The sequence below is a fragment of the Flavobacterium shii genome (genome assembly GCF_025847235.1).
Classification (GTDB): domain Bacteria; phylum Bacteroidota; class Bacteroidia; order Flavobacteriales; family Flavobacteriaceae; genus Flavobacterium; species Flavobacterium shii.
Window position 1 is genome coordinate 24,609 of the sequence record NZ_JAOZEW010000028.1, and the last position, 24,471, is coordinate 49,079.

General features: G+C 33.6%; 14 protein-coding genes. 4 read left to right on the plus strand and 10 right to left on the minus strand.

Features of this window, described 5'->3' with window-relative positions:
- Window positions 1-377: 377 nt before the first annotated feature.
- A complete protein-coding gene (locus OIU83_RS21030) occupies window positions 378-1,589 on the plus strand; it encodes a M24 family metallopeptidase (protein WP_264208234.1) in 1,212 nt (403 codons plus the stop codon).
- Between the two features lie 111 nt (window positions 1,590-1,700).
- Here the strand turns inward: OIU83_RS21030 and OIU83_RS21035 are convergent, their stop codons facing one another.
- From OIU83_RS21035 to OIU83_RS21075, 9 genes are all read right to left on the minus strand, one after another.
- Window positions 1,701-2,078, minus strand: a complete 378-nt coding sequence (locus OIU83_RS21035) for a hypothetical protein (RefSeq protein WP_264208235.1) — start codon at window positions 2,076-2,078, stop codon at window positions 1,701-1,703.
- A 95-nt stretch (window positions 2,079-2,173) separates the two neighbouring features.
- On the minus strand, window positions 2,174-6,145 hold the full coding sequence (locus OIU83_RS21040) for a M43 family zinc metalloprotease (RefSeq protein ID WP_264208236.1): 3,972 nt from the start codon (window positions 6,143-6,145) through the stop codon (window positions 2,174-2,176).
- Between the two features lie 778 nt (window positions 6,146-6,923).
- Complete coding sequence (locus OIU83_RS21045) at window positions 6,924-8,381, minus strand: SusD/RagB family nutrient-binding outer membrane lipoprotein (protein WP_264208237.1); 1,458 nt, start codon at window positions 8,379-8,381, stop codon at window positions 6,924-6,926.
- Between the two features lie 11 nt (window positions 8,382-8,392).
- The gene (locus tag OIU83_RS21050; protein ID WP_264208238.1) at window positions 8,393-11,587 is read right to left on the minus strand and encodes a SusC/RagA family TonB-linked outer membrane protein; all 3,195 of its coding nucleotides are present in this window, start codon (window positions 11,585-11,587) and stop codon (window positions 8,393-8,395) included.
- A gap of 501 nt (window positions 11,588-12,088) precedes the next feature.
- Window positions 12,089-13,384, minus strand: coding sequence for an aminopeptidase P family protein (locus OIU83_RS21055; protein ID WP_264208239.1), 1,296 nt, complete (start codon window positions 13,382-13,384; stop codon window positions 12,089-12,091).
- Between the two features lie 4 nt (window positions 13,385-13,388).
- Window positions 13,389-14,624 (minus strand): NAD(P)/FAD-dependent oxidoreductase, encoded by a 1,236-nt coding sequence (locus OIU83_RS21060; protein WP_264208240.1) that lies wholly within the window; start codon window positions 14,622-14,624, stop codon window positions 13,389-13,391.
- A gap of 77 nt (window positions 14,625-14,701) precedes the next feature.
- Window positions 14,702-15,712: a 4-hydroxyproline epimerase gene (locus tag OIU83_RS21065; RefSeq protein WP_264208241.1), complete on the minus strand. Its 1,011-nt coding sequence runs from the start codon at window positions 15,710-15,712 to the stop codon at window positions 14,702-14,704.
- Between the two features lie 3 nt (window positions 15,713-15,715).
- On the minus strand, window positions 15,716-17,299 hold the full coding sequence (locus OIU83_RS21070; RefSeq protein WP_264208242.1) for an aldehyde dehydrogenase (NADP(+)): 1,584 nt from the start codon (window positions 17,297-17,299) through the stop codon (window positions 15,716-15,718).
- 185 nt (window positions 17,300-17,484) lie between these two features.
- A complete protein-coding gene (locus OIU83_RS21075) occupies window positions 17,485-18,405 on the minus strand; it encodes a dihydrodipicolinate synthase family protein (RefSeq protein WP_264208243.1) in 921 nt (306 codons plus the stop codon).
- 174 nt (window positions 18,406-18,579) lie between these two features.
- On the opposite strand from OIU83_RS21075, the gene OIU83_RS21080 reads away from it, so the two are divergent.
- Window positions 18,580-19,446: an AraC family transcriptional regulator gene (locus tag OIU83_RS21080; protein ID WP_264208244.1), complete on the plus strand. Its 867-nt coding sequence runs from the start codon at window positions 18,580-18,582 to the stop codon at window positions 19,444-19,446.
- A gap of 5 nt (window positions 19,447-19,451) precedes the next feature.
- Here the strand turns inward: OIU83_RS21080 and OIU83_RS21085 are convergent, their stop codons facing one another.
- Window positions 19,452-20,048, minus strand: coding sequence for a class I SAM-dependent methyltransferase (locus tag OIU83_RS21085; protein WP_264208245.1), 597 nt, complete (start codon window positions 20,046-20,048; stop codon window positions 19,452-19,454).
- A 370-nt stretch (window positions 20,049-20,418) separates the two neighbouring features.
- Between OIU83_RS21085 and OIU83_RS21090 the strand changes: the two genes are divergently transcribed.
- Window positions 20,419-20,913 carry a TlpA family protein disulfide reductase gene (locus OIU83_RS21090; RefSeq protein ID WP_264208246.1) on the plus strand — a complete coding sequence of 165 codons (495 nt, stop codon included), beginning with the start codon at window positions 20,419-20,421 and terminating at the stop codon, window positions 20,911-20,913.
- A 404-nt stretch (window positions 20,914-21,317) separates the two neighbouring features.
- Window positions 21,318-24,248, plus strand: coding sequence for a helix-turn-helix and ligand-binding sensor domain-containing protein (locus tag OIU83_RS21095; RefSeq protein ID WP_264208247.1), 2,931 nt, complete (start codon window positions 21,318-21,320; stop codon window positions 24,246-24,248).
- The last annotated feature ends 223 nt before the right edge of the window (window positions 24,249-24,471 follow it).

Here is a 24,471-nt window from a genome sequence, read left to right on the forward strand (position 1 = left end):
GGAGTTTTTGTGGTCCTTCGACTCCGCTCAGGATGACAAGATTGAGGAGAAACTTTGCGAGCATCGCGTAAATCTTTGTGGATTTTGTGGTTAATTTTCGGCTTTAAACCACAATCTTGTCACCCTGACGCAGGAAGAGTCTCATTAAGAAGTTCGAAAAAGATTATGGAGTTTCTCGCGGAGATTTCTCCTGTGTCGAAATGACAATATTGGAGAAAAACTTTGCGAACTTTGCGTTAAATATATCTAAATCTTTGCAAACTTAGCTGTTAAATTTTTTAAGATTCAGAGATACCAAGAAATTGAAACTGAATACTTTTTCCGTCACAGATTAAAAAAGCTTAAACAAATAAATAAAATAACTTAAAACATAAAAAATGACAATTGGAATAGGAGGCTCAACTGCAGCTATTGAGTTAGAAAAAATTAAAAACATGACTCTGAATGTAAAACCAATTCAGATAGAAGAATATCAAGATCGCATTAAAAAAGCAGTTGCTATAATGAAAGATATAAAGGTAAAAGTAGCGTATATAAATGCTGGAACGAACCTTTATTATTTTACAGGTACAAAGTGGAATCCATCTGAGAGAATGGTTGGTGCTTTATTATATGATGATGGAACGCTGGATTATATTGTTCCAAAATTTGAAGAAGGTACTTTTAAAAAATACATGCAATTAAACGGAAAAATTAATTGTTGGGAAGAGCATGAATCTCCATATGTTTTAATGGGCGAACTATTAAAGAACAAGAATATAGTTGGAGATACGATTGCTATAGATGAGTCGGCTCCTTATTTTCTTGTAGATGGAGTGACAAAAACAAATCAATCTTATACAGTAATTAATGCTTTACCTATTACTTCGGGGTGTCGAATGCAAAAATCTCCGAATGAAATTGCTATTATTCAGCAAGCCAAAGATATTACAATGGTAGTACAACGTGCTGCTGCCAAGATATTAAGACCCGGAATTAGTGTTAATGAAGTTACGAGTTTTATAAACAATGCGCACATAAAAGCTGGTGTTGGTTCGGGATCTTATTTTTGTATTGTTTTGTTTGCCGATGATACACAATATCCTCATGGCGTATCTATTCCACAGGATTTAAAAGAAAATGGAGCAGTTATTATCGATACAGGCTGTAGACTGGAAGGATACCTCTCGGATATTACAAGGTCTTATTCTTATGGAACTCCATCTGAAGAATACAAAACAATTTGGAATCTTGAAAAAGCAACGCAACATGCTGCTTTTGAAGCCGCCAAAATAGGATCAACTTGTGGCTCAGTAGATGATGCTGCCAGAAAAACATTAGCGGAAGCAGGATTAAGTCCAGATTATAATTTACCGGGGTTACCACATAGAGTTGGGCATGGAACTGGTTTGGACATTCATGAATATCCTTATTTAGTAAGAGGAAGTGAAATCGAACTTCGCGAAGGAATGGTAGTAAGTAATGAACCAATGATTTGCATTCCTGAGAAATTTGGTATTCGTCATGAAGATCATTTTTATATGACTGCCAATGGTCCAAAATGGTTTACAGAACCGATGAATAGTGTTGATAATCCTTTTGGATATTAATATTGATTGAAGTTTCTAAAGTTTAAAGTTTCACGCAGATTTAAGCGCATTCTTGTAGATTATCCTGCAAGGTCTTTTTTTGACCTTGCAGGAAATGAGAATAGTTTAATTTTAATAAGGTAACTTATCTGCTGGAACACCTATAAAATCGGGCTCAGGCGTGGTCTCAAACTGCACAACTGCAATATCAGTATAGCCTTGTGCCAAAGCTTTCATTATGCGATGCATACCATCCATTAAACGCCCATTTGCACATAATATAATGGGATAATCTAAGCTTGCTTCTTCCATGAGTTTCATGTGCTCGAGGATAGCTGCACAAGTTGGTATCTGGCTCGGGTCCTGGAACCAGTAAGCCTCATTTACTTCACTAATAGCACTAAGTAAAACGCGTTTAATAGGGAAGTCTCTGGATAATTCTATCAAGCGATGTACATCCCAAGCCTTTAATCCTTTTTTGCTTGGACGTAAATTATATTGTTTTCTCATGTTTTTTTTCAAATTAACGCTAATATAAAAACAAAAACAGTTGCAAGAACGTTCTTGCAACTGTTTAACTATTTACTTTTTAAAATAAGAATTTTTTATTTCACCACTAATTTTTTGGTTTGCTTGATAGAGCCATTAGTAAATAATACATAGTAAATACCTGTTGGTAATTTTTTCACATCATAATTGAATGTATTGCGAACTGTATCTATTAAAGCTCCATTATTGTTGTAAATAGTAATTACCATTGCATCATCGGTATTGATATTTTTAAATGAGAAATTTACAATATCTGATGCCGGATTTGGGAAGATTGTGAAAGATTTATTTTCCAAATCCACATTTGGAATTCCTAACGTAGGAGTAAGCGTGTAATCTCTATAGTTACTCCAATCACTTACTGCATTATCGTTTATTGCTCTCATTCTTACTCTGTAATTTTTCTCAACTCCTTGCTTAACAATATATATAAAATGTACTGTTGATGTTCCAAATGTAGTCCATCCTGTTGCTTCGCTATATAACTGAATCTCATAGTTTGTAGCATTATTAATAAGGTTCCATGTTGTATAGAATCCTTCGGTATAAATTCCTGTATCTCCCTCATTAATTATAGGAGTAGCCAAAGCCGGGTTTGGAGTCGTATCATCAACGGTTACAGTTACAATATTCGAATAATCAGAATATGTAGCGTTCATACTTGCTCTCACTTTGTAAGAATAAGTACTTCCTTTTATTAGTCCTGTATCAATATAAGAAGTTACACCTGGATCAAGAGTTGCAATAACGCTATAAGCTCCATTTCCTTCGGCTCTTTCTAGTGAAAATCCAGTTTCAATATCTGAGTTATCTTCCCATGTCAATGCTATAGTAAGAGCAGTTGAGTTTGCAGTTGCAGCTAAATTAGTAGGTTTATCTAATGTCGCAGGAAGTGTGAAATCTCGCGGAATACTCCAGTCACTTGTTCCGAATGTATTTACAGCTCTTATTCTTACTTTATAATTTCTTTCGGTTCCTTGTTTATTTATATATAAGAAGTGAGCAGTTGATGTTCCCTGATCTGTCCATCCTGTTGTTTCATTGTATATCTGAACATCATAACTTGTTGCTTTATTTATTAACCCCCATGTTACATAAAATCCATTGGCATAAATCCCAGTATCTCCACTATTAATTACTGGTGTAGGCAGAGTTGGAGTATTTGTTTCCTCGATGGTTACCGATGCAATATTGGAGTAATCTGAATTTACCACATTCATAGCAGCTCTTACTTTATAAGAATAATTATTTCCCTTTATTAATCCCGTATCTGTATAAGAAGTTGCGTTTACAGGTAGCGTTGCAATAACGCTGTAAGTTCCGTTTCCTAATGCTCTTTCTATAGAGAACCCTGTTTCATTATCGGAGTTATCTGCCCATGTTAAGGCAACCGAAAGAGCAGTTACATTTACAGTTGCAACAAGATTCCCCGGCGCATTGATGATTGGAGTCGTTATAGATTCGAATGGTTTGGTATTATAGGCAAAATTTGTAATGGTATATCCATCTCCATTCGCAGTTACTTTAACCTTCATCCATCCATAGCAAGTTCTTCCTCGACTAGTGTATTCAAAACCTACATAACTACTTTGATTATCCCAAACATTGTATGTTGCTGTGCGTAAATCCAATTGATTAGGATATGCACCCGGAGCTGTAAAATTACTTGAAGCGCCTATTGTAGCACCTGCGGCAACTTTAGTAATATTTCTTGTTCCCGGTTCGCAAACCAATCTTTTACCATAAGTTTCTATTTTTAGTGCATTTGCGGCATATTGCCACGCACCGTAATCGGTATCATCTCCAACAGCTAAACTAAACCATTTCCAGTTTGATGCAGGGGAAACTTCATAGTCGGGATTATCAACATAATAGACACCATAAGGAGCTTCAAATTCTACTTTTATTGTTTTCGAGGCATTATCAAGTGTTATTACGCCACCAGTTATAGCTGCATCTTTAAAAGTAATCACAACCGAAGAATTGTTGGCTGGTAAATGAGAAATTGCATTTCCTGTAAAAGTAACGGCTACATTAGAGCTGTTTTGCAATGTTAAAACTGCGCTTAAACCTGTTGGAACGCCTGTAATTGTATAATCTGTACCCGCTGTTAATGTTCCTGTACTCTTGGTAAAAGTTCCATTATTGGTTGATAATGAAATTACTGCATTTGAAGTGATTGTGCCATCATTAGTATCAAATTCATATAAAGTATTAGGTGATAAAGTCACACCGGTTTTTGCTGTTACGCCTGTTGTAATGGAGGCTCCCGGCTGTGTATTATAGGCATATTCAGAGATAGTATATCCATCGCCATTTGCATCAACGGTAACTTTAAACCAACCATAACAGGTTAATCCATCAATAAGATAATCAAAACCAACGTATCCTGTTTTTCCATCCCAATTTGTATATGTTGCCGTACGTAAATCCAATTCATCTGGATATGCTCCCGGAGCTTTAAAATTACTGGTAGAACCTACAGGTGTATTTGCAGGAAGCAATGAAATATTTCTTGTTCCAGTTTCACACACTAATTTTTTAGTGTACGTTTCGATTTTTAATGCTTTGGAAGCAAATCTCCAAGCTCCGAAAGCAGGATCATCGCCTTTCTCTATTTTAAATGCTTTCCATGTAAGAGTAGCATTAGCTGTAGCATCTGGCATATCGACAAAGTAAATTCGGTATGGATCAACAAATTTAAAATCATAATACAAATCCTTACAGGTCATTCCTGAATCTCCACCTGAGAAAGCCGCTGGTAAAAATGTAATTTTTCCTTGAACATTATTAGTTCGTAGATGACTTGTGGCCTTTCCGGTTAAAGTAATAGTTAATTGAGAATTTGAATTAACAGTAAGTACAGGTATAATTCCTGCTGGAAAATTATGATTAAAGTGCGTTCCAGAAACCATTGTTCCAGATGCAAGAGCAAATGATTTAGCACCAGATAAGGTAACCATAGAAGAAGCATCAAAGGATCCATCATTAACAACTGCCTCTTTAAAAAAGTTTGAATTTGATGCTAGTAAACCTCCTGTATTGTTTACTCCGGTAGCAATTAGGTTACTTTCCTGCCAAAGTGTTTTTCTTGCAGGATGTTCTAATGCTGCCAACATTCGATCGATTTGTCCTTGGGTATACATTTTATAACAACCTTGTGCGCCATTATATCCCATGTAATTTTCGTTGTTTACCCTGTCGCCAAAACAGTTTGTTCCTTGTGTACAGGCAAGTGTATGTTTTCCGTCTTCAAGTGGTGTGTCATCAACCTCGTCAGTACCCGTACATCCTCCTTCGAAGGTGTGGATTAAATTTAAGAAATGCCCAAATTCATGTGTTAGTGTAGCCGAAAACTCCTTACTGTATGAGTTGTCATATAAATAAGCTCCATTAAAAACAACTCTGGCTGTGTTGCTGGCTGTCATACCAGAATCCGGATACCAAGCAACTCCTGAATTATTAGGAGTACCATCGGCATATAAGTCGCCTTGAATATAAACATTCATATACTTTTTATTATCCCAAGCATCGACAGCAATCTGGTCATCATATCCGCCGCCATTTCCATAACCATTCTTGGCAGGATGAAATATAACTCCAGATGTACAACCTCCGTTTGGGTCTATCTTGGCAAGCTTAAATTCGATATTTAATGTTCCTCTTCTAGCTTGAAAAAAAGGATCCACCGTTGCATAATCGGCATTACGACCATTAAAATCGTCATTAATTTGAGCTAAGTGATTAACGATTTTTTGATAAGTAATAGTTTTTCCGTTTTGTACATCGCCATATATGTGGAACACAACCGGAATAACATACGTTGTTTGTAATTGTTTAGAAGTTTTGGATTTTCTTTCGGATCTGAATTTTTTGCTAAAAGCATCAAAATCTTGCTTTTCTTTTAATGCATGTGGATTTAATTTGTAGAGTTTTGCATTCTCTTCGCTAGTCCGACAAGGCAGACTTTGTGCACCTATTTTTAGAACGCAAATAAATGCCATAAATAAAAATAATTTTGTTTTCATATTCTTTGGATTTTGTTAGTGTAGAGCCAAAGATATTTTTATAGCCAATGATTTAGTTATACTATTTTATTCAGTTATGATATGAAATTATCTTTAAATTAGTATTAAGTTTATGTTATGTGTAATTATTCTTATAATTTAATAAATTTTTATCAATACGTGAATATTGCTATCGAATAATAATAACTAATTGAATATAATCTACGAAAAGGGGATTTAACACATAGAAACATAGAATTTATGTGTAAAAAAGAAAGCAAAGAGGAATATATTTCTTTCACATAAGTAAGTCGTAAGTTTTAAAGTCGTAAAGTCAAAAGGATTGATATCAATTAAAACTGCACAAAATCAAAGTATTGCTCATTTTATCTAATTTTAAAATACGACATTATAATGTGATTATTACTTAGCTAGTCTCGATCCCGAAGCTTCGGGCAATGTCATTAAGTTAAGGAAACAGCTGCATGCTTTGCCGAATAAATCTCTCGCAAAGGCGCCTAGTCGCAAAGAGATAATGTAATAACTTGGCGATTAGGCATCTTTGAGAAAAATTATAGTTTAAAAAGCTTAACTTAATGACATTGAGCTTCGGGACAGGACGGGATGCATTTTAAATAAGTGAAATACCTTTTTTTAAGTTTATGAGATCTATGTTTCTATGTGTTAAGAATAATTGTATCCAAACAAACTATAGCAATTTAAATAAGACATAAAAAAACAGGCACTCTATTGAGTACCTGTTAAATTCAAGGAAATACTGATTTGACTACTAATCCAACTAAAATTTATCCCAGAATATTTTTGTTGTCATTTTATCACCGCCTATTGCAGATGCTGCAGCGTTATAATTATCTTTATTTAAAGTAGAATCAAATAGAGAATATATATTTCTAACAGGCACTTTTCCTTCGGCTTCACTCACAGCAGTAACAGGAGCTACCAAGATAGGGAAGTCCAATCTTCTATATTCTGTCCAACCTTCAAATCCACGATTGTAATACGCGATCCAAAGTTGGTACGCGATTTTTTGTTTATCGGTTCCGGCTGCTGTAGCAAAAGCAACATCAGTTCTTGCCAAATAAGTATCTGCATCGATACCGGAAATACCCCAATAATTCATGCTTGAGCGAATTCCTTTCTCATAATAATCGGCAGCAGTACCACCCACATTAAAGCCTCTGTTTGCAGCATCGGCCAGTAAGAAGCTTGTTTCGGTATAATCGAATATTACACCAGGGTTTGTTCTATCTCTTAATTTTAAACCTACATTAGAGAAGTTTTTGTAACTAACTTGTTGTGCATAAGGAGCACCTTTATATTCACCTGAGATTTTTGAAGCAGGATTAAAAAATATATCTCTTCTAGGATCTGATTTTGCATTTAATTCATTTACAAAAAATTCGGTTGGCAAAATTTGACTTTCATTTACTAAACTATTATACAATGGATTTTCATCTATAGTAGTTTTATAATATTGAAATAAAGCGGCATCAGAATTACCGCTCATTACTCCGGAATTAAAAGCCGTTTCAACCATAGATTGAGCCTTAGCAGGATCTACATCTGCAAGATGCATTCCCATTTTTACCTTAACACTATTGGCTAACTTTTTCCATTTGGTAACATTTCCTTTAAAAATGAGGTCTGCCGAACCGAAACTATCATAATTACTATCCAAATTAACAATAGCAATATCTAGTCGCGTAGCTAAATCTAAGTAAACAGTTTTTGCATCATCATATTTTGGAGTTGGAAAACTAGCTATATCCAAAGCTTGAGAATAAACAATATTTCCAAAAAGATCTACCAATGTTTGATAAACCATTACAATTTGAACTTCTAGAATTGCTAATCTATTTTTCTTAACTGCAATTTCTACAGGTCCTAACGCTTGTTCTTCGTTTATTTTATTTTTAGCAATTATTAAATCTTGCAAAACATCTCTATAAAGTATTACAGTATGAGAATTGCCTAAATTTCTTTTGGCTTGATTATAATTTACTTCGTCAGTATAGGTCGACGTAGTCCAATACTGAGCATATCCTCTAAAATTATTATCATTTACAGATGCATTGGTTAAGAAATAAGCATAATTTACTTGAGAACTAGTCATTAAGTTACTTGCCAGAGCATTAGTATATGCTTTTTGATTCTCATTTAAACTATCTATATTATCACAAGAAACAACTGAAAGTACAAAAGCGCTTGCGAAGAAAATTATTTTTAATTTTTTCATTTTATTTATTTTTAGAATTGAACTTTCATGTTAAAGTTATACTCTTTTGATGTTGGCAATACTCCTGTTTGAAAACCTTGCATATTACCAGATGACGATCCTGCCTCTGGATCTGCATAAGGAAGATTCTTGCTAATGATCCATAGATTGCTACCGTTTACAGCAAAAACAATACTATTGATAAATGTATTTTCCAGATATTTTGATGGGAATCTATAGCTCAATCCCACTTCGCGTAATTTTACATAAGATGCATCATAAACGTAAGCTTGTTGTGGCATTGAGTTATACGTATCATAATCCGCAAGAACAACTTTAGTATTAGGAGTACCATCGGCTTTTACACCCGGAAGGATAATTCCTCCACCATCGGCAAGAGAATTTCTTACTGGGTTTCCTAAATGATTTGTACCTACAGTACTTTCATAAATACCTGTTGTATTACCAAATTGTTGATCTAGGGAATAAACATCACCTCCTTTTTTAATATCAATTAAGAAGTTGAATGTTATGTTTTTATAATTAAAAACGTTGTTTATACCACCAGTCCAATCAGGATTTACATTACCAATTGTTGCTCCGGCTACAACATCATATCTTCCGTTTGCTTTTACCACTTTTTCTCCATCAAGATAATTAAATCCTCTTCCTACAAGCTGCCCAATTGGTTTTCCAACTTCGGCAACATATCCTATACCTTGAAATGATCCAAGAGAGATTCTGTCGGCACCATTAAGATCAATAACTTCATTTCTATTTGACGCCCAGTTAATTTTGGTTTCCCAAGAGAAGTCTTTTGTTTTAAACGGAATAGCAGTCAAAGTAAGTTCGAAACCTTTATTTTGTACATCACCACCATTAATCCAAGCTCGACTGTAACCCGTTTGTGTAGGTGTCTCGATAGATAAAATCTGATTTGTAGTATTGGTTTTATAATATGTAAAATCCAATCCTAATCTGTTTTTAAAAAATTTAAGCTCTATACCGGCTTCAGTACCTTTGGTAAGTTCGCTTTTTAGATTAGAATTACTTTTATAATCCTCCATAGAGAAACGTATTCCATCAGGTCCAAAATTATTATTCTTATCATACGTAGATTGAATTACTGCAAATGGTGCATCATTTCCAGTTTCGGCATAGTTTAAACGTAGTTTACCAAATGATAACCAATCAGCTTTAATGTGATTGCTAAAAATATAAGTTCCTGTAACAGATGGATAAGTATATGTGTTATTTTTTGATGGTAATGTAGATGATTGATCTACTCTGTAAGAACCTTCTAAAAAATAGGTTTCACTAAAATTGAAAGTTGCATTGGCATACACACTATTTGTACCTAAAGTAGCCAATTTTTCGTCAGGGAAATTAATTGGCATTAGAGTATTACTCAACATATATTTCCCTGGTACAATTAAACCACCATTAGTTTTCGCATAAACACTACTATTTACAGATCGTCTGGAGTTTGCTCCGGCAAGTCCGTAAAACTTAATGTTTTCTGTAATATCAGTTTTAAAGTTTAAGATTAAATCTAAATTTATCTCACGGAATGTTTTATCAAATCTAGAGTATTGCCCTAATGTATTTGGCGTTCTTTTTGATCCTACAGCAATACGTTCTTCTTGTAATTGTTGGTAAAAATCAATAGATCCCTTCCCAACAATATTCAACCATTTATTTACGTCTGTGCTTAAAGCAAAATTACCAAAGAAACGATCTCTGTTTAATGAATTATAATTGTTATTACGTTGGAAATACGGGTTGTCGTGAAATTGAATTGATAAGTCATTTGGCCCACCAACACTCCAAGTTGTATTTTTCCCTGTTATATTATAAGCATCTTCCAAATCCTGAAAATCAGCACTCATATTATACCATTGTCTTACACTGCTTAAGTAATTATTACCACCATCACCATATCCAGTTTCATTCATTCCTATAGCATTTGCTTTTAGGTAATTTGCAGAAGCGGATACTTTGGTTTTATCAGTAAGCTTATAACTTGCAGAAAAATTAAAGTTATCTTTTCTGTTATTGCTATTTGGTAAAATTCCTTGTGCCTGATTGTAATTTGTGTAACCAAATCTAAAATCACCTTTATCATTGGCTGCAGAAATTGCGATATTATTTGTGTAAGTTAGACTAGTTTTATAAAAGCTATTTGGATTCTTTTTTACAGGTGTCCAAGGGGTTGCTTTTCCATAAGTAGGCAGTTCCGGATAAAAAGAATTCCAGTTGTAAACTAATAGGTTAGGATCGAATTTTGGCCCCCAAGAAGCATCGTCTGTCGCTGCATAAGGATGTGTACCACTTCCTAAATCTACAGTACCATAAAAATCTCCATAACCACTACCGTATTGATTTTGATATTGAGGTAATGTTGCTTTATCTGCAACTCCGATAGTAACTCCTGAGTTAAAAGAAATTCCTAATCCTCCTTTGGATTTGCTTCCTTTTTTTAATGTTACAATAATAACCCCATTGGCAGCTCTGGAGCCATAAAGCGCAGATGCAGCAGAACCTTTTAAAACATTTATAGTTTCTATATCATCCGGATTAATGTCTGAAGCAGCATTTCCGTAATCATATCCTCCTGTATTTCCACCACTTTTTTGATTATCAGTATTGGTATTGTCGTTGTTTAATGGCACTCCATCTACAACCCATAATGCCTGATTGCTTTGTGTTAACGAACTAGTTCCACGAATAATAACATTTGTAGATCCTCCAATATTGTTGTTTCTTCTTATGTTAACCCCGGCAACTTTACCCGAAATGGAATTGGCTACATTACCGTTATTTATTTTGTTTAAATCTTCGCCTTTGACTTCCTGAGTAGCGTAACCAAGAGATTTCTTTTCTCTTTTTACGCCTAGTGCAGTTACTACAACTTCTTGTAAGGCAGTAGAGCCACCCGCCATTTTGACATTTACTTTATTTGTACTCGCAGCAACATCCTGAGTTTTCATTCCGATATAGTTGAATGAAAGAATTTGATTTGCAGATGCCTGAATTGAGTAAGCCCCATCAAAATCTGTTTGTGTTCCTATTTTAGATCCCTTAATCATTACACTAACACCTGGTAACGGTAATCCCGCATCATCGGTAACAATTCCTGTGACTAATCTTTCTTGCGAAAAGATCATTTGTGTTGCAAATACAAAAAAGAGTATTGCAAATTTCCTTAAATAAACTTTAATTCTCATATACTGGTTTTATGATTAATAAGTGCAAATATTTTGCATTTATGCCTTTTTTTATGCCAATATATTATCATAAAAACAGATTATATTATCGTGTTTTAAGGATGATACATTTACGAGGATTTTATTTATAAGTATTTATTTACCCGAATGAATTTTAGCGTTTTTTGATATAGGATTGTTAAAGAAATAAGTTTATGAAATTGGAACGCGATGACACAAATTTATCTTTTATAATGAGGGCGGGTTTTATCTTTATCAAAGTTTTTAATTTTGATAAAAAGCCATAAATTAATTAGGGAAAATTCATAAAAAAAGGTGAAAAATGAATTAGAAGTCTGAAAATTAAACCTAAAAGGTCAAGAAAAGACCTTACAGGATTACTGAATAAATTAGAGAAAATTTGTGTAATTTGTGGCAAAAAAAAGGTTTCTGCGTAAAAAAACAGCTACAAAAATAATTCTGTAGCTGTTAATATCTATAACCTAAAATAGGAGAGAAGGGTTATTTATTTGCGATAAGCCTTTCTATATCTTTAATTTCTATCGGCATTGCTTCAGAGAGGTTAATATTGCCATCATCTGTAAGCAAATAATCATTTTCTAATCGGCAGCCTATTCCTTCTTCTAGGATATAAATCCCAGGTTCGCAGGTAAGAACCATTCCTTTTTCCAGAGGACGGGAATACAATCCAAGATCGTGAACATCTAATCCTAAATGATGTGCTGTTCCATGCATGAAATACTTTTTATAAGCAGGAGAATCTGGATTTTGATTTGCGATATCTTCATTAGTAATTAATCCTAATTTAACTAATTCTTTTTCGATTAAATTAGCCATATTTTTTTCATAATCGCTATGTGAAATTCCTGGTTTTAAGAGCTTAGATCCTTCTTTTAAACAATGTAAAACAGATGAATATACTTCGCGTTGACGAGCCGAAAAAACGCCATTTACAGGAACACATCGTGTAGTATCCGAGTTATAATTGGCATAACATACACCAAAATCAACCAATATCATTTCGTTTTCTTTACATACGGCATCATTAGAATTGTAATGTAAAGCACAGGCATTCTTGCCTGAAGCAATAATTGGTTTAAAAGCATGACGGCTTGCACCATTTTTAATTGCCTCATAAACAAGTTCAGCTTCTAGTTCGAACTCTTTTATATTAGGTTTAACAGCACTAAGAAGTCCTTTAAATCCTTTAATGCTAATTTCAACTGCCTTTTTGATAAGAACAATTTCTTCTTCGGATTTTATAGGTCGTAATTCACGGGTTATTTTAGCAACTCTATCATATTGATGCAATGGGTACTTTTCTTTACACCATTGAATCATTCGATCTTGTCTGGTGGTCATTTCAGATGTAATTCTTTTTATATGTTCATTATGACCTAAATAAAAAGTATCTGCTTCAAAAGCAAATAGTTGTAATGCCTTTTCGAACTCATGAATCCACTTAACATTTTTTACTCCCGAAATAGCCGATACTTCTTCTTTGGTTAGGAAATCTCCATCCCAGAGTTTAGTATGTTCATTTACTTCTTTTACAAATAAAATTGCTCTGTTTTCTTCCTTAAAAGCATCTGGATAAAGAAGTAAAATAGTTTCATCCTGATTTATTCCTGACAAATAAAACAAATCATTATTTTGTGCAAACCCCATAACATCATCGGCATTATTGGGCATTACATCATTAGAAACTAGAATAGCAATACTATTTGCATGCATTCTTGTCGAAAAACGTTTTCTATTTTCTAGAAATAAAGAAGAAGATATCGATTCGTATCTCATAATTTTATAATTGAAACATTTGTGTATTAACGGTTGTTGTTTTCCCCGAAATTATTTCGGAAACAATTTTACCGGTTGCTGGTGCCAGACTTAATCCCATCATGGAATGTCCAGTCGCCAAAGTTAAGTTTTTAATTTTTTTATCCCTAGTAATTATTGGCATTCCAGACGGTGTGCATGGTCTGAACCCGAACCATGTTTCTTCTTCTTTTGGCATTTCTATCTTTAAATCGGGATAAAAATCATTGATACTGTTTACAATTCCCTGAACTCTATTCTTATTTATTTTCGTATCGTTTGTATGCGTAATTTCCATTGTACCACCAAAGCGAATATCATTATTCATAGGTGTAACTGCAACTTTTCCTTCACATAGAATTGACGGTATTGAAGGCTTTTGATTTCTGTCATTTAAAGTAAAGCTATAACCTTTTCCTGGTAAAATAGAAATTGCACGATTTAACTTTTTAGCAATATTTGGACTCCATGATCCTGATGCCAAAACTACTTCATCAGTTGTAAAAGGCCCCATATCGGTAATTATTTCGGTAACAATATTATTTTTCATAACAAAATCTTCTACCAGAGTTTTATTGTGAATTGTTACATTCAATTTGGTTAATTCCTCTTTTATAAATTGCATAAATTTTTGAGGATAAATATGCGAATCGCTTTTATAATGTACTCCGCCTGTAACATTAGTACTTGTCCCTGTTTCCAGTTTTGCTACATCTTCTTTGGAAAGAAAATCAACTTTTAATCCAAAACATTCGGCGACTTTTCCTTCATGAATAATTTCTTCGGCAGTTTTATCTGTTTTATAAAGCATTAAAAGGCCTTTATTTTCGTAGAAAAAAGAATTATTTTCTTTAACAAAATCCTGATATAATTCTTTACTTAAAAGTGATAAATTACAAAGTGCTGGCATTGCTTTCTCAACATGCTGTTTATTGGCATGTTTATAGAATTTTAAGCCCCAATTCATTAGGTCTGCACTTAAACGGGGTTTTACATAAAACGGGCTTTGACTATCAAACATCCATTTTATTCCCTGAGCGATCATTCCCGGTTGAGCCAATGGGATAATATGTGAGGGTACAATCATTCCTGCATTCCCATAGGAACAACCATCTGTCATGTCTGATTTATCAAAAATTACAACTTCATGACCTTCTTTTGCCAAATAATAAGCAGAACATAAGCCTATGATTCCTCCACCAATAATACTTACTTTTTTCATTATCATTATATATTTAAAAAATCATTGGCAAGAATAGTATTCCGGAAACCAATGTTCTTTTTTTGATTATATTTTATCTAAATAACTTGAAAACCAAATGCATATGGGTCATCATCTTGATCAATGATTATATTGTTATAACCATATACTTTTGCCCATCCCTGTATACTTGGCACAATGGCTTTAATAGCTCCAATAGAAGTTTCTTCTTCGACTCTTCCTATAAATTTGCTACCGATAAAACTTTCGTGAATATAATCGTCTCCTTTTTTAAGCTTGCCTTTTGCATGAAGTTGAGCAATTCTAGCCGAAGTCCCTGTTCCACATGGAGAACGATCTATGGCTTTGTCTCCGTAAAAAACGGCATTTCTTCCCGAAGAGGTAGGATCTATAGGATCTCCTGTCCAAAGCATATGACTTACATCACGAATGGTATCGTTTTCGGGATGAATAAAAAGATTCGGGTATTTTTCATTAATTCGTTTACGAACTTCCTGACTATATTGAACAATTTTTCCAGCTGTAAAGTTTTGTATTCCAGAAAATTTTGCTTGCGGATCTACAATTGCATAATAATTCCCGCCATAAGCAACATCAAAAGTAATCTCTCCCAATTCAGGACAATCTATTGTAAGTCCCTCTGCAGCAAGATAAGACTTGACATTGGTCAATCGTACCCAATCTACTTTTTTTCCAGTTTGTTGGTATTCGATCTGAACTAATCCAGCAGGAGCTTCCATCTTTATTTTTCCCGGAACCTTAGGTATAACCAATCCTTCTTCTATAGCGATTGTAATTGTTCCAATTGTTCCGTGTCCGCACATTGGCAAACAACCAGATGTCTCGATAAATAAAATTCCAAAATCATTATCAGGATTACTAGGCGGGTAAAGTATACTACCGCTCATCATGTCGTGACCGCGTGGCTCAAACATTAACCCTTTACGAATCCAATCATATTCTTTTAAAAAATGTTGGCGTTTTTCGCTCATGTTATTCCCTACCAAATCTGGACCACCACCGGCAACGACTCTCACTGGGTTACCGCAGGTATGTGCATCGACACAAAAAAAAGTTTTTCTTGGCATAAGCTAAATAGTTTTGTTGGTTATTATATCATTTATGGTTCTGTAAATGTTTAATGGATTATTATCCTGTAAGGCTTCAGGCAGTAATTCGTCTGGCCAATTTTGATAACTAAATGGTCTTACCCAGCGTTTAACAGCATGGATTCCAACGGCTGTAAATCTAGAATCCGACGAAGCAGGGTAGGGACCACCATGTATCATCGATGCGCAAACCTCGACTCCTGTTGGTACTCCATTAAAAATTAATCTTCCCACTCGGTTTTGTAATGCATCAACGATCATTTTATAATTATTAAGCTCCATAGGTTCGCCAATTATAGTACCTGTTAATTGTCCGTCTAATTTATTAATAATTGTTTCCAATTCCTCATTATTATCACATTGAACAATGATAGAAAATGGACCAAAAACTTCATGACGCAGTGTTGGATTCTCCAAAAATGTCTCGCCATCAACAGTAAGTATTGTTTGCGAAGCATAATTTGGGGCAATTTCTCCTTTAAATTCAGCCACAGTAGTTACTCCGTTTTGTGCTCTTATTTTTTCCCTTCCATTATTAAAATCAGCTTTTATAGAAGGGTGTAACATACATGAAGGTTGTATTTTTTCGATTTCTTCGGCTAATTGCCTAATAAATTGATTCAAATTTTCGCCTTTTATTCCTAATAATAATCCAGGATTAGTACAAAACTGACCCGTACCTAAAGTAATAGAACCTGCATAGGCAGTTGCCCATTTTTGGCTATTTTTTTCTAGTGCTCCAGGCAAAATAACCACGGGATTTATACTACCCATTTCGGCAAAAACAGGAATTGGTTCCGGACGTTGTGATGCTAAATCGAATAAAGCTCTACCTCCATTAATACTTCCTGTAAAACCAACAGCTTTTACCAGAGGGTGTTTTACTAAACTGGTTCCCAGTGTAACACCACTACCAATTAAGTTTGAGAAAATACCTTCGGGCATTTTGTGTTTTTGGGCAGCTTTAATAACAGCCGAAGCAACCATTTCGCCAGTACCAATATGCATAGAATGGCTTTTTACAATTACAGTACAACCTGCAGCCAATGCCGAGACAGTATCTCCTCCAGCCGTAGAAAAAGCAAATGGAAAATTACTTGACCCAAAAACTACAACAGGACCTAGAGGGACAAGCATTTTACGTAAATCATCTTTTGGGAGCGGTGATCTATTCGGGATAGCAGTATCGATTGTCGCCTCGAGCCAACTTCCTTCGGTAAGCATATTGGCAAATGAACGTAATTGAAAAATAGTACGTCCTCGTTCTCCTTCGGCTCTTCCTTTTGGGAAACCAGATTCTGTGCAATATACATCCAGTAATTCATCTCCAAGCGTCAAAATTTCTTCTGCAATAGTATTCAAAAAAGCAGCTTTTTGATGGTCGGAACAATTCCGATAAATTTTAAATGCATTGTTTGCCAAGGTAACTGCCTGATCAATTTCCTGGGGAGTTGCCTCTGTAAAAGTCCAAGGATTTTCAATGTTCAATTGTGGGTTTATTGTTTTGTATGTTTTGCTACCACTGGCAATAAGCTGGCTTCCTATATAATTTTTTCCTGTTATCATTTTATGTGTTTGACTTTAATTAAATTAAACCTTACTGAAAAAAAGTATTGTTTACGAGCTGGTCATCAATAAGATGACCAACTCTAAAAACAAACCAAACTAAATAAAGCATATTCTTAAATGCATTATATCTTATGAGACGCGCTACAGTTTTTACAAACTATACTCAACGGCTTCTTGTATATTTACAGTACTATCGATTTATAATCCGGAAGGGTAGGTCTGGTACGTAAACCTTCGGTAATAATTCCCAAAACTCTTTCTCTTTCAGTTCCATGTAATGGTAATCTTGGCGCACGAACATATTCTGTTCCCAGTCCTGTAGCGGCTTCGGCTAATTTTATGTTTTGTACTAAAAGCGGATTAATATCTAGTTCCAATAACGGCAAGAACCATCTGTAAATAGCCAAAGCTTCGTCTATTCTTCCTGCTTTTGCCAGTTTAAAAACAGCAACCGTTTCTGCCGGAAAAGCATCTACAAGACCAGATACCCATCCATCAGATCCCATTAAAATACTCTCTAATGCCAATGTATCTACACCGGATAATACTTTTAAACGTCCTTGAAAACGGTTTATAATTCGAGTTACATTCGATATATCTCTGGTAGATTCTTTTACTGCCTGAATATTATCATATTTCAAGATTTCTTCAAACATATCCAATGTTACATCAATCTTGTAATCAATAGGGTTATTGTAGATCATAATAGGTAAGGAAGTACTTTTGGCAACTTCCGAGAAATAAGTAACGGTTTCATGAGGAGCTGCATTGTAACGCATAGGAGGCAATATCATTAATCCTTTTGCTCCATTTTCTTCGGCTTTATTAGCTGCCTGAATTGCTGCCCGCGTAGTTTGCTCGGCGATATTCATTATCACAGGGACTTTTCCGTCGACTATATTAATAGTTTCTTTAATTAATTCTTTTTTTTCATCCTCAAGTAATGTGCTTGCTTCTCCAAGTGTTCCTCCTAAAATTATTCCTGAAACACCGGCTTCTAACTGAGCCCTTACATTTACCTCAAACATATTGAAGTCTAATTTATCATCCGCAGTAAACTTTGTTGTAACTGCTGGCATAACGCCTTTCCATTGAATACTCATAATTACGTTTTTAATTTTTTCAAAAATATTTATTACGAGTAAATATATAATTAGGTAAGTTATCATAAAAAGATACTATATTATCCTTTTTAATGCTAATTTTAAAAATAATTGACAAATATGTGTTTGTTTTTTTATAAATAAAATATATTTATACCGGTTAATTTATTAATTATGAAAGTATTTCCATTCAAGATTCCGAAAACCAAAGAAGATTCGTTAATTTATCAAGAAGACATAGAATTTGTTTTTTATGATAAATTACACCAACATGAAGAAATACAAATTAGCTATATTGAGAATGGTGAAGGAACCATTTTTGTAGGCGATACTATTTCTCCATATCAAAAAGGTGATGTTGTAGTTATAGGTAGCAATCTGCCTCATGTATTTAGGAGTGAAACTACTACCAATGAATTATCGGTTATGTTAACACTTTTTTTTACCTCTAACTCCTTTGGGAAAGACTTCTTTGGACTTTCTGCTCTAAAAGAGATTCAGCCTTTTTGGGAAAATAGTAAAAATGGTTTCATAGTTACCAACCCTTCCAATAAGGTGGTTAAGTCTTTCAAAAAAATAAAGTCGGTAAATGAATTTAATAGATTTATTCTTTTTTTAGAAATCACAAAAAAGCTTTCTCAAGAAAAAAAGATTCCGCTTTCCAGTTATATATATGACAAAAAAATAACAGATAATGAAGGGAAGCGAATGCAAACGGTTTTTGAATATGTAATGACTAATTTTCAAAAAAATATTACTCTCGAAGAAATCGCTGCTTTATCGAATATGACTAAAAATGCATTTTGCAAGTATTTTAAAGTCCGGACAAACAAAACTTTTTTTCAGTTCTTAATCGAAATAAGGATTGAGAGAGCGGCAAAATTATTATCCAAATCTCAGGAACTTTCTGTTCTGGAAGTTTCAGAATTATGCGGGTTTAATAATATCTCTAATTTCAATAGAAAATTCAAGGAAATTAAAGGCGTTTCACCGTTAGTTTATCGGAAATCCCAAATGATAAAATGGAAGTCTAAAGTCTAAAATTATTATGATTTTTTTTCCCAGAAGTTCAATATTCCATCATATACGGAATCTATTAAATCAAAACTTTCAGGAATTTCTTCCCAAGTGCTCCAGTAAGTAACCAGTTTTGTGCCTTTTGGAGTTTTTTTTAACTGATCTCTCACATAATTTGAATAGGAGAGAAACAATTCATTTTTTGGAAGTATTGCTTTATCAATAGGACATGAAGTATCTATGTTTTCAAAAAAAGAGTTATAAAAATAGAACGCATCATAATCCGAAAAAGTGATTTCGGTAATATTAGAATGGATGAATTCAACATTCTTGATATTATGTTTTAGTGCAATTTTATTGGATAATTTTATGAGAGATTCTCTCTGCTCAACACCATAAAACATTCCTCTTGTGGATGCTGCACCTATAAGACAAAATTTCCCTACACCGGCACCAATATCCAAAACTTTTCTATTGGGTTTATCAACCAGATAGTCTGCCGCTATTCGTGCAATCATAACAGGAGTCCAATGTCGCTCTGAAAGTCGTTTAATACGACTTGGATATATTTCATTAAACGCACTATCTTCTATATCTATGTTTAATCGTAAGGATTTAAAAATCATTTAATTCGTTTTTAGGTATTCTTCAATAATGCGGGTTTTCCGGAATATACATCAATTAGCTTTTAATATTTAGGATTGATGTAAAAATAACCCGTCAAAAAAATGTAATATAACGATTAAAATGATGATAAAATCTTATTTATTGTTTTAATTTTTCTCAGATTTTAAAATAATATGCAGATAATGTACAAATTAACCACAATATTATTGTAGAGACGCACTGCGTCTCTACAATAATATATGTTAAAACCTCTGAATCTTTAAGGCGTACTGCTGTGCGCCTCTACAGGAAACCTTTGCACCTTTCTCAGAACCTTTTGCACCTTAATATTAATTATCTAAATTAGCATGCTTTAAATTAATAGTAAATATGAAAAGAATATTTTTTGGCTTAACATTTTTGGTTTGTTTTTATACGAGTTCTAATGCGCAGACTGAAGGCCTTGAAATAGGAGATATTACTCCGGATATTGATTTACCGGATTCAAAAGGAAATGAAGTATCGCTTTCTTCTTTGAGAGGTTCTGTAATATTAGTTGATTTTTGGGCATCCTGGTGTGGACCATGCCTTAAAGAACAACCTGAGTTAATAAAGCTGTATCAAAATTATCCTAAGAATTTTTCGATTTATGGCGTTTCTTTAGATTCCAAAAAAGCACTCTGGTTGGGTGCAATGGCAAAGCTAAAACAGCCATGGACGCAAGTAAGTGATCTTAAACTTTGGAATTCACCAGTTGTTGTAAATTATAAAATTCAAGCAATCCCTTTTAATCTTTTAATAGACAAAAACGGAATTATTTTGGCGAAGAATATTCACGGTGAAAAATTAAATGAGTTAGTAAAAACTCTTGTAGAAAATAAATAAATTTGCTTTATTTCGTTGCCAAAAAATCATGATTTCTAGTAAGTTTCTTAAATCTTAATTTTAAGTCTATATTACTATGTTTAAATAGCTTTTTTGCGAATCACATTAATAGATTAGCTTATATTTTGTTTTTAAAACTATTAAAACTCACTCAAAATCAGATGGTTTTGTAATTATAAAACCAGATTAAAATTGTAAGTCATAATTTTTCAATTTCTAATTCCAGAAGTTTTTTTTTACTATATTTGGTTATGTATGCTTTTTTGTAATTTTTCAAAATGCTGATTTTTAGTAATTTGAGGTTATGATAAAAATGACCTTTTGCTTTAAAAATTTCAACGCCCCAGAAATTTTTGGAACAAAATCATTAATAAGCGCAATGAAATAACCTACTAGAAATAAAAATGATCAAATTTATAATTAGATTTATTTGTACTTCGATTTTATTCGTATGCCTTGCACTTAATGCTCAAATTAAGAAAATTGGCGTCCCGTTTATAACAAACTATAGCCCGAAAACGTATCAGGCAGCATCCGAAAATTGGGATGTTTTGCAAAACTCTCAAGGTATGATGTTTTTTGCCAATCATTTTGGTTTATTACAATTTGATGGTGTAAGATGGGGAATAATCATGCAACCGGAAAACAAGAGTATGGTTCGCTCTCTTGCTATTGATAAAAAAGATAGAATTTATATTGGCGCACAAGGCGATTTTGGATATGTTGCCCAATTGTCCAATGGTCAATATCATTATACTTCACTGGTAAAATTAATCCCTCAATCGTTTAGAAACTTTGGAGATATATGGCATACAATTGTTCTTGGAAACGAAGTCTTTTTTTTCTCTTATGAAGGGATATTTATCTACAAGAACAATGAAATTAAAGTAGTAAAATCCAAAGGCAATTTTCAAGATTTTTATGAGCTTAACAATGCCATTTATGCATTAGACAGTAAAGAAGGATTATTAAAGCTAAAAGATGACACATTAATTCCTATAATTGGTAGCAGAAAGTTTATAGGGATGAAAATTATAAATCTCTTTGGAACAGATGATGACTTTATAGTATTAACACAAAATGAGGGTTTATTTCTCAATAAAAAAAACGAATTAATACCTTGGAAAACAGAAGCCGATTATTTGCTTAAAAAGAGTCAGGTATCTGTTGGGATTACACTTCCCGGAGGATATTATGCGATAGGAACTCGTGAAGCAGGATTTGTAATTATTGATAAAGAAGGTCATTTAATTCAGCATATCAATAAGCAAATGGGTTTGCAAAATGAATATGTGACCAATTTTAGACTTGATGCAGCAGGTAATTTATGGGTAACTCTCAAGGATGGAATAGATTTTATTCAGATCTCGTCACCGTTATCCCGAATAATCGACAGTATGAATTATGAGACAAAAATATATTGCAGTCAGATATATCAAAACAAGTTATATATAGGTACAGATAATGGATTGTTCTGGCTTGATTGGGAAGCATATAAAAGGGGACAACATGCCAATGTTCATTTTCAGCGGATATCCGGAATGTGTGAAACGGTTTGGAATATCGGGGTTTTTGATAATGTTCTTTTGGCTTTTGAAAAAAACGGAATATTTGAGATTAACGGTAATTCTGCCAAAGTAGTTGCAAAAACAGATGGAGCGTGGCAAGGAGTGGTTATGACCAACCATCGGGATTTATTAATTGTAGGCGGATATTCGGGATTACATTTATTAAAAAAAAGCAATAAATCTTGGGTTTATCAGCATAAAATAAAAGGATTTAATGAAAGCAGTCGAGTTATTACAATTGATGCTTCGGAGAATATCTGGATCGCGCATGGATATAAGGGAATCTTTAAAGTAAGATTAAATAATAGCTTTGACGGTATCTCGAGTGTACAATTTTATGATAAGAAAAGTGGTTTTCCATCCAGTATATTTTTGAATACTGTGAAAGTAAATGATCAAATACTTTTTGGGACTACCAAAGGAGTTTATAAGCAAGATCCTTCTACAAAACGGATGGTTCCCGATGCTTTTTTTAAAAAATATCTAGGAATGAATAGTCATATTCGTTTGCTTAAATCGGATAATGAAAATAATATATGGTACGTTTCGGGAGATAATACCGGAAAGATCAACAGGAAAAAAGAAGGTGGTTTTCATATAGAGGAGCTGCCTTTTAGGAAATTAAGATATTTATATATTCCAGGTTTCGAAAACATACAAACTACAAAGGATGGAGATGTATTTTTTGGCACTCAAGATGGATTGATTCATTATAATGGCACAAAAAACAAAAGCTATCAATTAAAATATAAATCAATTATTTCTGAAGTTAAATCTATTTTTCCAAAGGATAGTATTTTGTTTTCGAGCAGATATGATGTTCTTCCATCAAAAAAAGAATCAATCAAGAAAGACTTTTATCCGATTTTACCTTATTCCAAAAATGCATTACATTTTTCTTTTGCAGCGCTTTGGTACGATGATGCTGAGGGAACAAAATACGAATATTGGCTGGAGGGTTTTGAGCCCAAATGGTCCGATTGGAATCTTCAAACAGAGAAAGAATATACAAACTTAGCCGAAAATGAATACGTTTTTCATGTAAGAGCCAAGAATATATACGACGTGGTGAGCGAGGAAGCAATATTCAAATTTGAAATTTTAGCGCCTTGGTATAGAACAACCTGGGCATATTTATTGTACTTTTTATTATTTGGCGCGCTAATTTATGCAATCATAAAATACCAACGTTACCTTGGGGTACAGGAACGGGAACAACTGATTCTTCGTCAGGAAAAAGAACTTTTGCTAAATCGTGCCGAACTCAATGAGCAAAAATTAGTATTGGAACAGGAAAATATGAATATTATTCGGGAGAATCTCGAAACTACGATTAATCTCAAGAATGCCAAAGTAGCGTCGAATACTGTAAACCTCATCCATTTAAATGAGATTTTATTAGCTATAAAAGAACTTATCAGTCAGATTAAAAAGGAGAATGATTCGGGTACAAATTTTGGCTTGCTAACTAAGATAAACCGAATAATCGACCATGAATTGCAGGGAGACCAACATTGGAATGAGTTTGAAGAGATTTTTAATCAGCTTCATGATAATTTTATCCAACGTTTAAAAGCAAGCTATCCCGAACTAACTCCTCGTGATATGCGATTATGTGCTTATTTAAGAATGAATTTCAATACTAAAGAAATAGCACCACTTTTAGGCATTTCGGTAAGAGGTGTGGAAGATACCCGATACCGTATTCGTAAAAAACTACAGCTCTCATCGGAGGCAAATATTACTGAGTTTATTCTTAATTTCTAATACTTAATTATAAAGTATAATCTTTCTCTTTTTAATGTAATAAAGGCGTATTTATTACATTAATTTTTTAACACCGTAGTCAAACCGTATTCCTTAATATGTATTTATCATAGTTTGTTTGTTAATATTGTGAGTTATTAATAAAAAAAGAATCTATTTTTTACAGATAGAGTTTTTTTGATTTTAATAATTTATAACCAAAAAAAAACAAAAAAACATGAAA

Excerpts from the sequence above, each read along its gene's own strand:
- OIU83_RS21030 (WP_264208234.1), top strand. The coding sequence starts at position 378 with ATGACAATTGGAATAGGAGGCTCAACTGCAGCTATTGAGTTAGAAAAA.
- OIU83_RS21035 (WP_264208235.1), bottom strand. The coding sequence starts at position 2,078 with ATGAGAAAACAATATAATTTACGTCCAAGCAAAAAAGGATTAAAGGCT.
- OIU83_RS21040 (WP_264208236.1), bottom strand. The coding sequence starts at position 6,145 with ATGAAAACAAAATTATTTTTATTTATGGCATTTATTTGCGTTCTAAAA.
- OIU83_RS21045 (WP_264208237.1), bottom strand. The coding sequence starts at position 8,381 with ATGAAAAAATTAAAAATAATTTTCTTCGCAAGCGCTTTTGTACTTTCA.
- OIU83_RS21050 (WP_264208238.1), bottom strand. The coding sequence starts at position 11,587 with ATGAGAATTAAAGTTTATTTAAGGAAATTTGCAATACTCTTTTTTGTA.
- OIU83_RS21055 (WP_264208239.1), bottom strand. The coding sequence starts at position 13,384 with ATGAGATACGAATCGATATCTTCTTCTTTATTTCTAGAAAATAGAAAA.
- OIU83_RS21060 (WP_264208240.1), bottom strand. The coding sequence starts at position 14,624 with ATGAAAAAAGTAAGTATTATTGGTGGAGGAATCATAGGCTTATGTTCT.
- OIU83_RS21065 (WP_264208241.1), bottom strand. The coding sequence starts at position 15,712 with ATGCCAAGAAAAACTTTTTTTTGTGTCGATGCACATACCTGCGGTAAC.
- OIU83_RS21070 (WP_264208242.1), bottom strand. The coding sequence starts at position 17,299 with ATGATAACAGGAAAAAATTATATAGGAAGCCAGCTTATTGCCAGTGGT.
- OIU83_RS21075 (WP_264208243.1), bottom strand. The coding sequence starts at position 18,405 with ATGAGTATTCAATGGAAAGGCGTTATGCCAGCAGTTACAACAAAGTTT.
- OIU83_RS21080 (WP_264208244.1), top strand. The coding sequence starts at position 18,580 with ATGAAAGTATTTCCATTCAAGATTCCGAAAACCAAAGAAGATTCGTTA.
- OIU83_RS21085 (WP_264208245.1), bottom strand. The coding sequence starts at position 20,048 with ATGATTTTTAAATCCTTACGATTAAACATAGATATAGAAGATAGTGCG.
- OIU83_RS21090 (WP_264208246.1), top strand. The coding sequence starts at position 20,419 with ATGAAAAGAATATTTTTTGGCTTAACATTTTTGGTTTGTTTTTATACG.
- OIU83_RS21095 (WP_264208247.1), top strand. The coding sequence starts at position 21,318 with ATGATCAAATTTATAATTAGATTTATTTGTACTTCGATTTTATTCGTA.